At 33.1% G+C, this 16,231-nt stretch carries 16 protein-coding genes; 14 read left to right on the top strand and 2 right to left on the bottom strand.

Annotation, left to right across the window (positions count from 1 at the left end; translation table 11 throughout):
- Nucleotide 1 precedes the first annotated feature (1 nt).
- The 14 genes from EKQ63_RS27810 (at nucleotide 2) to EKQ63_RS27745 (ending at nucleotide 15,103) form a co-directional block, all read left to right on the top strand.
- Nucleotides 2–988: a glycosyltransferase family 4 protein gene (locus tag EKQ63_RS27810; RefSeq protein ID WP_143881694.1), complete on the top strand. Its 987-nt coding sequence runs from the start codon at nucleotides 2–4 to the stop codon at nucleotides 986–988.
- 14 nt (nucleotides 989–1,002) lie between these two features.
- Nucleotides 1,003–2,145: an O-antigen ligase family protein gene (locus tag EKQ63_RS27805; RefSeq protein ID WP_143881693.1), complete on the top strand. Its 1,143-nt coding sequence runs from the start codon at nucleotides 1,003–1,005 to the stop codon at nucleotides 2,143–2,145.
- A 171-nt stretch (nucleotides 2,146–2,316) separates the two neighbouring features.
- Nucleotides 2,317–3,720: a lipopolysaccharide biosynthesis protein gene (locus EKQ63_RS27800; RefSeq protein ID WP_143881692.1), complete on the top strand. Its 1,404-nt coding sequence runs from the start codon at nucleotides 2,317–2,319 to the stop codon at nucleotides 3,718–3,720.
- 83 nt (nucleotides 3,721–3,803) lie between these two features.
- Nucleotides 3,804–4,580 carry a glycosyltransferase family A protein gene (locus tag EKQ63_RS27795; RefSeq protein ID WP_143881691.1) on the top strand — a complete coding sequence of 259 codons (777 nt, stop codon included), beginning with the start codon at nucleotides 3,804–3,806 and terminating at the stop codon, nucleotides 4,578–4,580.
- A complete protein-coding gene (locus EKQ63_RS27790) occupies nucleotides 4,577–5,209 on the top strand; it encodes a CatB-related O-acetyltransferase (RefSeq protein ID WP_098905869.1) in 633 nt (210 codons plus the stop codon). The genes EKQ63_RS27795 and EKQ63_RS27790 overlap by 4 nt, the downstream gene beginning before the upstream one ends.
- Nucleotides 5,210–5,298: 89 nt before the next feature.
- Entirely contained in the window at nucleotides 5,299–6,465 is a 1,167-nt protein-coding gene (locus tag EKQ63_RS27785) for a nucleotide sugar dehydrogenase (protein ID WP_143881690.1), read from the top strand.
- A gap of 259 nt (nucleotides 6,466–6,724) precedes the next feature.
- Nucleotides 6,725–7,633: a polyisoprenyl-teichoic acid--peptidoglycan teichoic acid transferase TagU gene (locus EKQ63_RS27780; RefSeq protein ID WP_143881689.1), complete on the top strand. Its 909-nt coding sequence runs from the start codon at nucleotides 6,725–6,727 to the stop codon at nucleotides 7,631–7,633.
- Nucleotides 7,634–7,732: 99 nt separating this feature from the next.
- A complete protein-coding gene (locus EKQ63_RS27775; protein WP_143881688.1) occupies nucleotides 7,733–8,551 on the top strand; it encodes an SGNH/GDSL hydrolase family protein in 819 nt (272 codons plus the stop codon).
- Between the two features lie 90 nt (nucleotides 8,552–8,641).
- Nucleotides 8,642–9,634, top strand: a complete 993-nt coding sequence (galE, locus tag EKQ63_RS27770; RefSeq protein WP_143881687.1) for a UDP-glucose 4-epimerase GalE — start codon at nucleotides 8,642–8,644, stop codon at nucleotides 9,632–9,634.
- A gap of 121 nt (nucleotides 9,635–9,755) precedes the next feature.
- Nucleotides 9,756–10,427: a response regulator transcription factor gene (locus EKQ63_RS27765; protein WP_128805232.1), complete on the top strand. Its 672-nt coding sequence runs from the start codon at nucleotides 9,756–9,758 to the stop codon at nucleotides 10,425–10,427.
- Between the two features lie 11 nt (nucleotides 10,428–10,438).
- Nucleotides 10,439–11,869, top strand: coding sequence for a HAMP domain-containing sensor histidine kinase (locus tag EKQ63_RS27760; RefSeq protein WP_143881686.1), 1,431 nt, complete (start codon nucleotides 10,439–10,441; stop codon nucleotides 11,867–11,869).
- Nucleotides 11,870–11,935: 66 nt separating this feature from the next.
- Nucleotides 11,936–12,718, top strand: coding sequence for a DUF3919 family protein (locus tag EKQ63_RS27755; protein WP_087955149.1), 783 nt, complete (start codon nucleotides 11,936–11,938; stop codon nucleotides 12,716–12,718).
- Nucleotides 12,715–13,749: an ABC transporter substrate-binding protein gene (locus EKQ63_RS27750; RefSeq protein WP_087955148.1), complete on the top strand. Its 1,035-nt coding sequence runs from the start codon at nucleotides 12,715–12,717 to the stop codon at nucleotides 13,747–13,749. The genes EKQ63_RS27755 and EKQ63_RS27750 overlap by 4 nt, the downstream gene beginning before the upstream one ends.
- 19 nt (nucleotides 13,750–13,768) lie before the next feature.
- Complete coding sequence (locus tag EKQ63_RS27745; RefSeq protein WP_044791980.1) at nucleotides 13,769–15,103, top strand: MFS transporter; 1,335 nt, start codon at nucleotides 13,769–13,771, stop codon at nucleotides 15,101–15,103.
- Nucleotides 15,104–15,207: 104 nt separating this feature from the next.
- Here EKQ63_RS27745 and EKQ63_RS27740 read toward each other — a convergent pair whose 3' ends face one another.
- Nucleotides 15,208–15,720 carry a DUF3278 domain-containing protein gene (locus tag EKQ63_RS27740; protein WP_098227981.1) on the bottom strand — a complete coding sequence of 171 codons (513 nt, stop codon included), beginning with the start codon at nucleotides 15,718–15,720 and terminating at the stop codon, nucleotides 15,208–15,210.
- On the bottom strand, nucleotides 15,721–15,912 hold the full coding sequence (locus EKQ63_RS27735; protein ID WP_001067018.1) for a helix-turn-helix transcriptional regulator: 192 nt from the start codon (nucleotides 15,910–15,912) through the stop codon (nucleotides 15,721–15,723).
- Nucleotides 15,913–16,231 lie beyond the last annotated feature (319 nt).

Genomic DNA, 16,231 nt, shown 5'->3' with positions numbered 1-16,231 from the left:
TTTGAGGTTATTATTTGTAGGAGATCTTATTGGTAATGTTGGTCCAGCAAATGTTAATAAAGCATTAAAGAAAAATTTACCTAATAGTACTATGTTTTTAGAAAAACGTTCAATAATTGGTAGGGTTTTTGAGCTTGTTGTTAAAATAAGAAAAGCAGATGCAGTTCTCTTTTCTGGAATGTCTAAAATAAATATTATAGGATTTAGAATTTCTAAACTGTTAGGTATAAAATCTGCGTATTTAATGCATGGATGTCGTAATATAGAAGGAAAAATTAACGGGAATTATAATCAAAATGATGTTGATGTCGAAAATAAGGTATTAGAATTAGCACCTATAATTATTTGTGTTTCCGAAAATTTTATGTATTGGATGAAAGAAAATTATCCTCAATATGAAGATAAGCTAACCTATGTCAATAATGGGATCGATTGGGAAAACCTTACTGCAGCTAAAAAAACAAGTATAGAAAGAGAAGAAAATACTTTAATGGCAGTTGGGGGAGGGGTACCATTAAAAAATATTAAATCAATTTGTAAAGCAATTGATTTAATTAATCAAAAAGATCAAATGAATCTTCAACTTATTGTTATAGGAAACGAAGGAAAGGATCTTGAAGAAATTCTTTCGTTTCCTTTTGTTCAATATTATCAAAAGGTGCCACACGATAAAATGCCATTTTATTATCAAAGGGCAAAGTTATTTGTACAGAATAGTAGCTTTGAAACTTTTGGACTTGCTCCTATAGAAGCTCTTATTAATGGCTGTGATTTACTTATGTCACAAGAAACGGGAGCTAAGTCAATAATTTCAACATTAGAGCCCGATGATCTTATATGTAATAACCAGGATATCTTTGAAGTTTCGAAAAAGATTGAATTGTTGCTTGTTAGTACTAATAACAAGCGGTTAGTTAAGGGGATGGATAGAGAAAAAACATCTATAAACTTCGCAGCTAATCGAATAATGGATATACTAAAATTTTAGAGTAGGTATAAATTATGGATATAAAGAAAAATAGTAAGGGAAGTTGGATTAGCGACAGTGAAAGAAGATATCATATGATGTTAAATATAGTTACCACATCATATGCTTTCATTTTTTTCGCGATTTTTTTACTTACTTGGTATAAGGTAAGTTTTTTTAATTTGTTTAGTGCTATTAGCTTTATTTTATTTTTAGCAAATATAGCATTAATGGCTATGCATTTACCTTTATTAATATCAAAACAAATAAATGTATTTATTTTTAATGTAATCTTGTTAGTTTTAATGTTACTAAATTCGATATTTTCAAACTCTAATTTAGGAAGCAGTATGGTTTTATTTAATTTAGTAATAATGCTGACGATATTTAGATTCTTTAATTTAAATGAAAAAAGTTTAAAAATAATTTCTATTGTAATGTTATTTTATTTTTTGTTTTACTGTTTTTTACAGGAAGAACTATTCAATACAAATAGTAAAGGATATATAGTTTTATTAACTTATATCTATTCAGTTTTTTATTTAAGTACTTTAAGATTAGGTAAGGTAATTGTACCAATAGTTACTTTTGTTGCTTTTTATTCTATCCAGGTAACAGATAGTAGAGGGGCACTGCTTGGGTTAATATTATTTATTTTATTAGCTTATTTTATTCCTTCTAGAATATGGGGAAAGAAAAAGTTTTTAGTTATATTAAATACTTTATTAACTCTAGGTTCTATCGTTTTTGTATATATTTATATTAATCTGTGGGAAAATCGATTTAATATTAGTTTAGAGTTCTTTGATAAACCCCTTTTTACAGGAAGAGAAGCAATTTGGACTGAACTATTTTATAGTTTTAAAGAACATCCTATTGTAGGACTAGGTTCGAATTATGATATAGTTTCTTATGGAAACCTTAACATCCATAATTCAATGTTTAATATTTTGGTTATATATGGTATGCCAGTGTTTTTTATGGTGATGTTATTAATATGTAAGAGTATAATAAATTTATCTAATGAAATAGTTAATAATAATATTTCCAGAATAGCCATATCAGGTTTTTATGGTGTATTGATAGTAGGATTTTTTGAGACAAATTTAATTTGGGCAAGCAATATATTTCCAGCTCTATTTTTAATTGCCATAGCTTATTCGACTCGTAAGAGTTAATAGGTGTTTATAGGGATTCTAATTTTCAAAACTATAGATAAACTTTACAAAAGTGTCCTATATACCAAGAGGGCACTTTTTATTAATTGTTTTTAAGGATAATAACTAAAAATTATTATATTTACACGTGTTTAAATTTAAAAGGTTAAATTATAAGGACTGATCGCAAAAATGAATTATTTAAAACAATTTATAAAGACATCAGGGGTATTTTTTATTGGAAACACGCTAACTAAGTTAATAGGTATTTTTCTATTACCGCTATATACCTCCAAAATAAATCCTGAGTCTTTTGGTTATTACGATTTAACTATCTCTTTAATAAATTTAGTAATTCCAATTTTATTCTTTCAAGTATGGGATGGAATATTTCGTTTTACTTTTGATTATGAAAAGGTAGCAGATAAATATGCTGTAATTTCAAATGGAATTATGATTCAAATTTTTGGCGCAATTTTATATAGTATCACTTTTTTTGTTGTGACTAGTTCTCTTAATTATAGTATTGAATACAAATATTTAATCTTTATTCAGGGAGTGCTATTTGCCTTTCAATATTATTATAATTTTGTAGCTAGAAGTTTTTCGAAGAATACTTTGTTAGTAGCGACAGGTTTACTGAACAGTATTATTAGTATTTTAATTAATGTAATTTTAATTGTAATTTATAGTATGGGGATTGAGTCACTATATATTTCATATATCGTTGGAACTCTAATTCAAATTATAATACTAGAAGTAAAAGTTAAAGTATTAAGTAATTTTAAAGTAAGTACAGTTTCAATTTCTTTAATAAAGAAACTAATGCTTTTTTCTTTACCACTTTGTCTAACAACAATATCATATTGGCTGTTAAGTGGACTAATTCGCCTTGTAATTAGTAATAGGTTAGGTATGTATGAAAATGGATTATATGGGGTTACTAATCGTTTATCTAGCATAATGGTGTTGGTTGTTAATTCTTTTCAATTAGCATGGTATGAAATGTCATATTCCATGGGGAAAGAAGAAAACAAAAAAAGTTATTATGGAAAAAGCTTGAACTATATATTAAAAGTTATCTTGTATATTGGTTCAATCTCGCTAATCATTATTAAACTTATATTTCCATACATGATTGCAGAACAGTATCATGAGGCACTGACTATTATTCCTATCACATTTATAGGGGTATTAATTAATTCATATGCAAGTTTTGCTAGTACTTTATTCTTAGCAGAGAAGGAATCAAGTAAATTGTTAATGCCTACTTTAATTAGTGCGGTAGTTAATGTATTTTGCTTATTTTTATTAACTAATACCTTTGGATTAGTAGGTGCAACAATTTCTCTTACAGTAGCATTCTTTATTAATGGATTAATAATTACAATCAAATTAAAGAAGTTGTACAATATTAGACTTAAAGCTTCTGTACTTTATGGAGGAGTAGTTACTTTAATCATTTCTACTTTTGTATTTTATTATTTCAAAGGAGTATACTTAATTCCTTTTATATTAATTTTAACAGTTATCTTAATTTATGTTTTTAAGGATATTTTAATAACTGTTGTAAAATTATTGAAATTCAATAGATAAAAGTGAATTTTTATAATTCATTTTTTATCTGTAGTATTTATAGTAATTTTTGATTTGAAAATTGAGATTAGAGAGGAAAGAAGATGAAATATACTATTTTTACTCCAACCTATAATAGGGAAAATGAGTTAGAGGTTTTATATGGTTCTTTAAAGAAACAATCATTCCAAGATTTTGAATGGTTAATTATTGATGATGGATCAACTGATAAGACAAAAGAAACAGTTAATGATTTTATAAAAGAAGGTAACATATCTATTAGGTATATTAGACAAAATAATGGGGGTAAGCATCGGGCTTTTAATAAGGCAATTGAAGAATCTAAAGGGGAGTTTATGGTTTGTGTAGATTCAGATGATTTTTTAAAGGATTATGCCTTAGAGAAAATTGATAGATACTCTAAAATAAATAATAACGTAATGGCAATATGTTTTTTATGTGTAGATCCAGAAGATAAGGTTATAGGAAGTAGTTTTCCTAAGAGTAACTCAACGTTTAATTTAATTGAATTAATTTATAAGTATAGGATGAAAGGGGATAAACTTTGGGTATTTAAACACGATATATTAAAAGAATATAGATTCCCTGAATATAAAGGAGAGAAATTTGTTACAGAGGGCGTACTAACACTTCAAATGTCACTCAAATATGAAGTTTTAGCTGTAAATGAGGCATTACAGGTTTGTGAGTATAGACATGGAGGATTGACTGCTATTGGTAATAAACAACTGTTCAGAAAAAACTCTAAAGGTGCAAAAGCGTATTACAAATTATTACTAAAAATAGCCCCTAATTATAAATACAAGTTATTCTATTTATATAATTATCTATTATATAGTGTCCATGGGAGAAATATATGATAAATCAGATGAAGCTATTAGCAAAGTTCATATTTTTAAAATATAAACACAAATCAGCCAGTATTAATTCTTTTCAGGTGAATCGTAACCTTAAGATATCTAAGGGGGCTAGAATTAATAAAGGTGTAATAATCGGCGAGAATGTTTCTATCGGCGAATACTCATATATTAATAATAATTCTATAGTGTTTAATTCGGATATCGGTAAATTTTGTTCTATAAGCTATAATTGTATGATAGGTTTACCTAATCACCCTATTAAAAATGTTAGCACATCTCCATTTATATATTCTAAAAATAATATTCTTAATATTCCAGGGAGTTTTGAGGATTTAAATATTCAAACGATAATTGGCAACGATGTTTGGATTGGTGCCAATGCAATAATAATGCGAGGTGTATCAATAGGAAATGGTGCAATTATAGGCGCTGGATCAGTTGTAACTAAGGACATCCCAGCTTACGCTATTGCAGTAGGTAATCCAGCTAAAGTCATTAAAATGAGATTTAAGAAAAATCATATAGAGTTTCTAGAAGAAATGAAGTATTGGGATAAGTACGATACTCAAAACAAAGAACTTGCACATTTGGTATTAAATAGGGAAAAATGGATAGAAGATGTAAAGTGATATTTTTACATTATCGTTTTAGGATAAATTACGATACGATTTTAAAAGAATAAACTAGATATTAAGAAGTAAGGGTGTGTTTCGAATAAATGAAAATTACAATAGCTGGAACAGGATATGTTGGTTTATCTAATGCAATTTTATTGGCTGAGCATAATGAAGTAATAGCACTTGATATTATTCAAGAAAAAGTGGATATGATTAATAATAGAAAATCTCCTATTATAGATGCTGAAATTGAAGAATTTCTAGCAACAAAAGAACTGAATTTAATAGCTACTACTGATAATTATAGAGCATTTAAGGATGCAGAATATGTTATTATTGCAACGCCGACAAATTATGATCCAGATAAAAATTATTTTAATACAAGAACTGTTGAGGCTGTAATTGCTAATGTTTTATCTATTAATCCAGAAGCTATAATGGTAATAAAATCAACTGTTCCAGTAGGATATGTAGAAAAAATAAAGGAGAAATTTGAAACGAATAATATTATTTTCTCGCCAGAATTTTTAAGAGAAGGTAGAGCTTTATACGATAACCTATATCCGTCACGTATAATTGTAGGGGAAAAATCGGATAGGGCAAAGAAATTTGCTGAATTATTAGTTCAAGGTGCGATAAAAAGAGATATTCCGGTATTATTTACAAATTCGACTGAGGCCGAAGCAATTAAATTATTTGCCAATACATATTTAGCCATGAGGGTTGCCTTTTTCAATGAACTAGATTCATATGCAGAAGTACGAGAACTAGATACAAAACAAATTATTGATGGAGTTGGACTGGATCCTAGAATTGGTGATCATTATAATAATCCATCCTTTGGTTATGGGGGATATTGTTTACCTAAAGATACAAAACAATTATTAGCAAATTACACAGATGTTCCGAATAATATAATGACAGCAATTGTTGATGCAAACAGAACAAGAAAAGATCATATTGCAGAAATGATTATAAAGAGGGAGCCTAAAGTTGTCGGTATTTATAGATTAACCATGAAAATGGATTCAGATAATTTTAGACAATCGGCTATTCAAGGAATTATGAAGCGAATTAAAGCAAAAGGGATTGAAGTCGTTGTATATGAACCAACTCTTCATGAAGAGACATTTTATAATTCTAAAGTAATTAATAACTTTGAAGAATTTAAAAAGATAAGTGATGTAGTGGTAGCTAATAGATTAACCAGTGAATTATATGATATAGAAGATAAAGTTTATACACGAGACTTATTTAGTAGAGATTAAAAGATATATGTAATTTTTATCATATATTAAAAACTAAGTTGGGTTTATAGGTGAATAGTGAGAAGTTAACAACGAGGCAGTATTTTGTATGTTACCCTTTTTTTATTCTAAGTTATATTTTTAAAAAATTAGACCAAATCGCTTGTTAAGAGAATATACATGCTAGAAGTTGACTAGTTTAAGGAAATAAGATACTTTAATTGAAGAATTATATTCCTAGAAAATCTATTAAGAATGATTGAAGGAAGAAGGTTGGAAAATGAAAAAGAAAGTCCTATTTTGGATATTAGGAATCATAGGAGTCCTAATTATAGGTGGAGGAGTCTATGCTTATAATATATATTCTTCCGTGTCAAAAGCATTAGATGAAGTTCATAAACCATTAAAGCGTGATGAAGGTAATAAACAAGAAGAAAAAATCAGTAAATCAGCACCGGTTTCAATCCTATTATTAGGGGCTGATGAACGCGGTGAAGACAAAGGACGTTCAGATTCTCTAATGGTCATCACATTAAACCCTAAAAATAATTCAATGAAAACAGTAAGTATCCCACGTGATACATATACAGAAATCGTTGGAAAAGGAAAAAGTGATAAAATTAACCATGCCTATGCATTTGGTGGCGTAGACATGTCTGTAGCAACAGTGGAAAACTTCTTGAACATTCCTATTAACTATTATATTGAAGTGAACATGGAAGGGTTTAAAGATATTGTAGATGCAGTAGGCGGTGTAGATGTAAATAATGATTTAGAATTTACACAAGATAAGCACCATTTCGCCAAGGGAAATATACACTTAACTGGTGATGAAGCTTTAGCATTCACACGTATGCGTAAAGCAGACCCACGAGGCGACTTCGGACGCCAAATGCGTCAACGTCAAGTGATGCAAGCTGTTATTAAGAAAGGCGCAACTTTCTCTTCTTTAACAAGTTATGGTGATGTGTTAACAGCAATTCAAAAGAATGTGAAGACAAACTTAACGCAAGATCAAATGTTTGATATGCAAAAGAACTATAAAGATTGTTTGAAAAATAGTGAAGAAATCCAAATCCCAGGTGACGGACACAAAGCCGCTGATGGTATTTGGTACTATTATGTTCCAGATGCAGCGAAACAAGATCTAACGAATAAGTTAAGATCACATCTTGAAGTGACTAAGTAATTATGGAATAACCCAACTCCTTTGGTAGGAGTTGGGTTTATTTTTGCGTGAATTTATATTAGTATTATATGTTGTGAGAATAATAGATGAGGTGAATCGATGAATAAGAAAGCAGTACTTGTCCTAGTTATTTTTGTATTGTTTGTCGCTTCGGTTGTGAGTGGTAAATTATACTGGAATAAGAAGATTGCGAATGCAACGGGACAGACGAGTGAAGTAACGAAAACAAAGGCTGAAGTGAAAGATAGTGGAGCGAAGAAATCAGAGAAGAAACAAGATGGGAAGTCATCTTTTAATGAGGCATACGCGAAGAACTTGCCAGATGCAGTGAAAGAGAAGTTAAAGAAAGCTGCTGAGGATAAAAAGGCAGTAAATCTTGTTATTGTTGGTGATGAAGCTTCTTCATCTGAAAAAGGTGCTTGGGCAGCTAAGCTAACAGCTAATTTAGAAACTGCTTACGGTAAAGGTTTATGGAATGTGAAGGTAAAGGAATATAAGGGTGAAAGCACAGAAGAGTTAATTGTGAATAAACGTGATAAAGAGATTGCGAAGGAAAATCCAGATGTGATTTTATTTGAACCACCATTCATTACTGACAATGGTAAAACTGGTAATGGAAACTCTGTTGCGAGTACACAGAAGTTTGTACAAGCACTTTCTACTAGCGCGAAGGGTGCTACAATTATGATTCAGCCATCAAACCCAGTGTATGGTGCGAAGAATTATCCAAAAGCAATTGAGGCGTTAAAGCAATTTGCGACGCAAAATGGTTATACATATGTGGATCATTGGGGAGCATGGCCTGATGCATCAACGAAGGCTATCCTGCCGTACTTAACAGAAGAGTTTGGTTTCCCAAGTGCTAAAGGCCACGAAGTTTGGGCACAATATGTAACGGACTATTTCGTTGCTAAGTAATAAAGGTACACAAAAGGTATACGAGCAATCGTATACCTTTTATAATAAGAGAGTGAATAAGAAATCCTAATATATAGTAGGAGGAAGACAATGAGTTCAATCCTAATTTGCGGCGGAGCTGGATACATCGGTTCTCACGCTGTGAAAAGGTTAGTAGACGAAGGTTTATCTGTAGTAGTAGTAGATAACTTACAAACGGGTCATGAGGATGCAATTACGGAAGGTGCGAAGTTTTATAATGGCGACCTTCGTGATAAAGCATTTTTAAGAAATGTGTTTACAAAAGAAAATATTGAGGCGGTTATGCATTTCGCAGCTGATTCTTTAGTTGGAGTTAGTATGGAGAAGCCTCTGCAATATTATAATAATAACGTGTATGGTGCACTTTGTTTATTAGAGGTAATGGATGAGTTTAAGGTAGATAAGTTTATTTTCTCTTCTACTGCGGCGACGTATGGTGAGGTAGATGTAGACCTTATTACTGAGGAAACGATGACAAATCCAACGAATACGTATGGAGAGACGAAGTTAGCAATCGAGAAGATGCTTCATTGGTATAGCCAAGCTTCTAATTTACGTTATAAGATTTTCAGATACTTTAACGTGGCTGGTGCAACTCCAAATGGTATTATTGGGGAAGATCACCGTCCAGAGACGCATTTAATTCCTCTTGTATTGCAAGTGGCGTTAGGTCAACGTGAGAAGATTATGATGTTTGGGGATGACTATCATACACCAGATGGTACTTGTATCCGTGATTATATTCATGTTGAAGATTTAGTAGCAGCTCACTTCTTAGGTCTTAAAGACTTGCAGAACGGCGGAGAGAGTGATTTCTATAACTTAGGAAATGGTAATGGTTTCAGTGTAAAAGAAATCGTTGATGCAGTTCGTGAAGTTACAAATCATGAAATTCCAGCTGAAGTAGCACCGCGCCGTGCGGGAGATCCAGCACGTTTAGTTGCTTCTTCTCAGAAAGCAAAAGAGAAATTAGGTTGGGATCCTCAGTATGTAAATGTGAAGACAATCATTGAGCATGCTTGGAATTGGCATCAGAAGAAACCTAATGGTTATGATAAGTAAGACTAATAAGTGAAGGAGAGGGTATTGTCGTTCAACATATGTTCGACAATACCCTCTCTTTTTTTGTATGATTTTTGCTATACTAAACTGTACTATAATACAGGATGGAAGGAGGAGAATGATGAAAATACTTGTAGTGGATGATGAGTCGAGTATTCGTAATTTGATTCGGATGCAGCTTGAGATGGAAGGATATGAAGTGCTTACGGCGGCTGACGGGAGAGAAGCTTTAGAGAGATGGAATGAAGGACCGGATGTTTTGATTTTGGATGTTATGCTTCCAGATACAGATGGGTATGAATTGCTTCGTTTGTTCCGGGAGAAGGATCGGGATATTCCAGTCCTCATGTTAACTGCGAAGAGTCAGATGAATGATAAATTACTTGGCTTGCAGCTTGGTGCAGATGATTATGTGACGAAGCCGTTTAATTATGCGGAGCTTATTCTTCGGGTTAAGAATATGACGCGGCGCGTGAAGAAGAAAGAGGTAACGGTAAGCCATGAAGTAATCGGGGCGGGAGAGATAACGATTTGTCCTAAGGAAAGAAAAGTGCATGTGAGTGGAGAAGAGATTCAGTTAACGTACCGAGAGTTTAATTTATGCCAGTTGTTTGTTTCCAATCCGCAGCGTGTCTTTATGAGAGATGAGTTACTTGAGAAAGTATGGGGATTTGAGTATATCGGAAATACGAGAGCGGTTGATATTATGGTGCAAAGATTGAGAAAGAAGCTCGGAAATAGCGGGGAATATATTAAGACAATTTATGGCGTTGGCTATAAACTGGATTGTTAAGTGGTGATGGTATGTCTTTAAAAAGAAATATGGTGTTTGGAATCGTTGGGCTGTTAATTCCGATTTTTGTTCTTTTGTACGCAGTTGTTTATATTACGTTAGAAAAGAATATGTATCATAACGCGGCAAATTCTTTAGAAAAGTTAAGTGTAGAAGCACAAATTTATACGATGAATTATTTAGAGAAGGAAGCAGAGGTAGAGACGCTCGGTCCGAATTCACTTTTAATTGCTTCGTATTTAGCGAAGCGCATGGATGTCCGTGTACAGATGATTGGGAAGAATGGGGATGTTGTGGCAGATACGCAAAAGGGAGCACTTCTTCATCGGAATATTGATATTGAGAGTTCTTTGAAGGGGAAGAAATCTTATGTGTTTGAAGAGGGAGACCCAGCTCCAATTCTTTTGTTTTCAAGCCCAGTGTATTATGGAAACGATGTCATTGGTAGTGTTCGTTTTATAAATGAGTTAACGGGTGAGAAGGAAGTTTTAACAAATGTCGGTTGGACGTTTTTAATGACGTCTCTTTGCCTCGTAGCTGCAGGTATTTTCTTTGCAATTCGTTTGGCAAAGTCTCTTCATAAGCCGATTGATCAGTTAAGACAAATGGCGCACCGGCTTGCGAATGGTGATTATAAAAGTAAGATTGAGTTAAATGAATATGTGGAAATTGCGCAGCTTTCAGCGTCTTTTAATGCGATGGCTGATGGGATTGAACTACATATTAAGCAATTGAAGGAAGAAAAAGAGAAGCAGAAAGATTTTTTAGACCGTATTACGCATGAGCTAAAAACACCGCTAACGGCGATTATTGGCTATGTGGATTTAATTCCGAAGTTAAAGGCGAAGGAAGATGTACAGGAGAGCTTGCGCTATGTAGCTGTAGAAAGTGAGCGTTTATTATCACTTGTAGAGGAATTACTTAAGTCTTCAAAGTACGGGACGAGTACGTTTGAAATATCACCTACAGTTGTGAATATAAAGGAATTGGTCGAAGAAGCAGTTTCAATTGTGAAACCTCGCTTGCAGAAATTTGAGATTGAAGTTCTTAATGAGTTAACAGATGTACATGTTGTTGCGGATTTCGATAAGACGAAACAGATCTTCTTAAATGTGCTTGATAATGCGATAAAATATAGCGACGCTACGCAAATTCGTATGAATGCCATTGTAAATGAACATGAGGCAAAGGTGTTTGTTCATGATGATGGCATTGGTATCGATGAAGGGGTGCTGGCAGAGTGGAATGAATCGCCAGAAGGAAAGGTACTTTCTTCTAGTTACGGGAATGGTTACGGTTTGTATATTTGTCAGGAGATTATGAATAAGCAGGGCGGAAGTATGCGGATTGAGAGTAGTGAAGAGGTTGGTACTACCATATTTATTACATTTTTGCTTCCGAGACGGATGGAAGACATAAAAAACTTGAAAGCGGTTAAATGATACATTTATGAAACAATTATGCGGTATTTTCGAAACAACGTTTTTTTATCTTGGAGGTAGGCAGAAATGAAAAGGCTATCATTTCAAATTCTTATATTTGTCTTTTGTATAATTGTTTCTCTTATTTTGTTTTATGTGATGGAGAAGCAAATATATAATCGAATCACAATCGTGAATGACAAACAAGCTGTTTTACAAAGAGTGAATGAATCCCTGCCTACTGAAATGAAGGTTAGGCATGAAAAGTGGGGAGAAATTGTTATAACGGATGAAGTTCGTTTGCATACGATTGTTTCATTCTTTGACCGAATTAGAATAGAACCGAGAGAAGCTAAGGACCAAGAACAAGTATTTACTGGAGAAGTAACGTACTTGAATGGACAGAAACGTACTTTTGCAGTAGGTGACTTGTTCCAGTATGGGGCTGATATGTACGGAAAGAATGGTACGGATCCTATGATTTCAGCATTTCAAACGTATTTATTAAGTCTGTATTACACACCAGAGCGTATTCATGATTTCTTTGCGTCAGCACAGGATGTCATAGTGCGCCAAGGTAATGTGGTACGTACTATCGACCTTACGCACATACTTGATTCCATTCGGTATGCAAAGCAAATTACAGATTACGGAGAAATCCAGAAGTTATTACAATCACAGAATGAACCGATCGCTTATATTACCGCTTATAAAACTGGTAAGCGTATAAAGAATGAGCGTGAAGACATTCTTACTATTTCTGTGTATCCATCGTATTTTGTTGTGCAATATCTCGGTGATAATAATGGGAATGTCATGTATATGAAAAGCTCCCTCGCAAATGTATTTGTAAAGGAGAATGTGTCATGAGAAAGATAGCCTTTTTCTTCTTTTTGCTAGTAATTGGAGGAGCGATGTCTAGTTGCTCTCGAGATACAACCTCTATTAAATATAATAAAAGTGGTCTCCCTATTTTGAATGATCGTCATCTAGTTGCGTATGTAGCGGCTCGTGAGGAAGTTGGGGAAGCGTTGCTTTCATCATTTTGTAAACAACGCGGCTGTACGTATGAATTTATTCGTCTTTCGACAGAAGAGCTTCTTCGGAGGGTAGAAGAGGAAGCTGGAAATCCGAAAGCGGATATTATTATTGGTGGTACGGTAGACGCGCATCAAATGATGAAGCAAAAAAATCTATCTATTCCTGTTACGAGTCAGCATGCGAACCGTATTTCAAAAACTGTGAAAGATAAAGACGGTTATTGGTACGGTTATGAAGTAGAGAAGCTGGCGATTGCAATCAATAAAGAGCGGTGGAACGAAGAAATAGCACCGCTCGGACTTCCTTATCCATCAAGGTGGCAAGATTTATTAAATCCAGTATATAAGGGAAAGATTGTTATGCCAGATCCAAATGTTTCAGGAACAGCCTATACGTTTTTTCAATCACTTATTGATACTGTAGGTGAAGAGGAAGCGAAAGAATATGTTAAGAACTTTGCAGGGCAAGTTGGTGAAGTAACGGTGAATGGTTACATGCCAGTAGAGCTTGTTGCGAGTGGTGAATATATGATAGGCATCAACTTCATGGGAGATCAAAGAATGCTTCAAAAACAAGGCTTTCCAGTTGTAAGTATCGTACCTGAGCAAACAGGGCTATCTGTTAATGCGATTTCGAAACTAAAGCGTGCACCGAATGGTATTATTGCGGATTTATTTATTGATTATTGTTTATCAGAAGAAGCGGGTCACATTTTAGAAAAGGTTTCGTTTGGCGTGCCAACGATGTTTGCGAAGAACGAGAAAGAAATAGAAGGACAGCCGGTTAGAAGAACGAACCAACATATATCAAATAGCGGAATAATCGAGATATGGAATAGACAACGTCTCTCTCAGAAGTGAGAAAAGGAGACGAAAGAATATGTTTAAATGGCTCAAGCCAGCACCTGCAATTGAAAGATTGCCTGCGGATATGATCGACCGTGTATATCGATTACTACGTATTCGTGTGTTAATCGGAATTTCAGTTGGATATGCTGCTTATTATTTAGTTCGTAGTAACTTTACGTTATCAAGCACATATTTAGTAGAAGAATTTGGATTTAGTACAGCTGAAATTGGTCTACTAGGTTCAGTAATGGCAATTGTTTATGGATTTAGTAAGTTTTTTATGGGGAATTTATCAGATAAAGCTTTCGCCCAGCGCTTTATCGCGGTCGGTTTATTCTTATCAGGGCTTGTAAATATTTGTTTCGGTTTTGCATCTTCATTTGGGATGATCGTTACATTACTTGTTGTGAATGGTATTGTACAAGGTATGGGAGCACCTCCTTGTAGTATCGTTATGACGAAATGGTTTTCGAAGAAAGAACGTGGTACGAAAACAGGTCTTTGGAATATTTCACATAACGTTGGTGGAATGCTTGTACCACCACTTGTCGGAATTGGTGTAGGTATTTTTGGTGAAAATCATTGGCAAGGCGGCGTGTTTATTTTCCCAGCGATTATCGCAATGGTAATTGCAGTTCTTGTTTGGATTAATGCGAAGGATACACCGGAATCAGAAGGTCTTCCTCCAATTGATGAGTATCGTAATGACTATGAAAATCTTGAAAAAGCAGACAATGCTAACAAGATGTCACCAAAAGAAATTTTAATGAAGTATGTAGTGAAAAATAAGTTTGTATGGTTCTTATGTATTGCAAATGCATTTGTGTATTTAATTCGCTTCGGTGTTATTAACTGGGTTCCACTGTATTTAACGACAGTTAAAGGGTTCTCAAAAAATGAAGCACACGCAGCGTACACAATCTTTGAAGGTATGGCAATTCCAAGTTCATTAATCGTTGGTCTTTTAAGTGATAAATTATTTAAAGGAAAACGTATGCCATTATGTATCTTTAGTATGGTCGGAGTTGTTATTGGTACGTTTGTGTACTGGCAAGCAACTAGCATACTTGTTATAAGTATTGCAGTTTCTATTATCGGTTGTTTAATTTATGTACCACAGTTCTTAATCGGTTTAAGTGCGATGGAATTAGTACCGAAATTTGCAGTAGGTACGACAGTTGGTATGTGTGGTCTGTTCGGTTACGTAGGTGGAAGTCTTGTAGCAAACGCAGCAATCGGTGTTATTGTTGATCGTTCTGGCTGGGATGGTTGCTTCATCTTACTATTAACAGGTGCTATTTTATCAACAATCTTCTTGTTCATCGTTCAACGTGGACATGAAAGCAAAGCCCCTAAAGCGGCGTAATATTTTGTTTGAAAAGCTATCCAATTGTGATTGGATAGCTTTTATATTAGGAAAAACAAACAGTATGTAAAATTGAAGTTTAATATGTAAATGATTTTTGTTATTTAATATAATCTTTTTAGGTTCCATAAACCGAATATGTACATAGTTAGACCAAAAAATCCACCGGCACAACTCCAAAGTACAACATCAAATAAAGAAATAGAGATTTCCTCTGAACCTACATAGGGAAGGATATAATTCATAAAAACAAACATTTGAAAGCCCCAAAGCAAACCTGCTTTTAAGCCAGCTTTTCTTAATTTTTTCTTGTGTTGCAAATATTCTTCTTTTGTTGCACATTCAGTATCACTTAAACCTTTTTTCTTAAATTTAAAGGCTAAATAATTAGCGTAAATCATATTAGATAGAAAAACTAATATAGTTCCTATAGATATTGTATGGTTCATAGTATCAACAAGTAACATAATAAGCATGACCAACATATTTAACCACCATAAACCAATTCCAGCTACAGATAATTCTTTATTGATTTCTTGTTTTTGATATTCATCTCGCTCACTCATTGTTCCAACAAAACTATTATAAACTCTTTCTTTCCATTCAATTTTCATCATTTAATCTCCCTCCCAAAATAAACTGTTTAAATCTGTTTTTAGTGCTTTTGCTAATTCGATACATAAGGCTAAAGAGGGATTATATTTATTGTTTTCAATTAAGTTTATTGTCTGTCTCGCCACTTTAACTCTTTTAGCTAATTCTAGCTGCGATAGACCTTCAGATTTTCGATATTGTTTAACGTTATTCAAATATAAACCTCCTAGTTAATAGTTGTAGACCTTGTGCACCAGAATGTCATGTATATGTGACATTTTATAGTTGAATAAATGAAAAGTCAAATATATATGACAAAAATGATAGTGATGCAATTAGAAAAATAATTTTAATAATTTATCTTTGTGAGGAGTTTATTAATAAAGGATAGCTTTTCTTATATTACTATAATCTTTCCTTAAATCTATCTTAAAAGACATAATGTCATATTTCTAATCATTGGAATTTTTGTTACAATATAAATGGATGTGTAAAACTTTGTAAAAAGAATGTAATAATATGTAATTCATTTTC

The sequence above is a fragment of the Bacillus sp. BD59S genome, assembly GCF_007363175.1.
GTDB lineage: Bacteria > Bacillota > Bacilli > Bacillales > Bacillaceae_G > Bacillus_A > Bacillus_A pacificus.
Note: the sequence above shows the minus strand (reverse complement) of the source record. Positions and strands in the feature narration are given on the sequence as shown.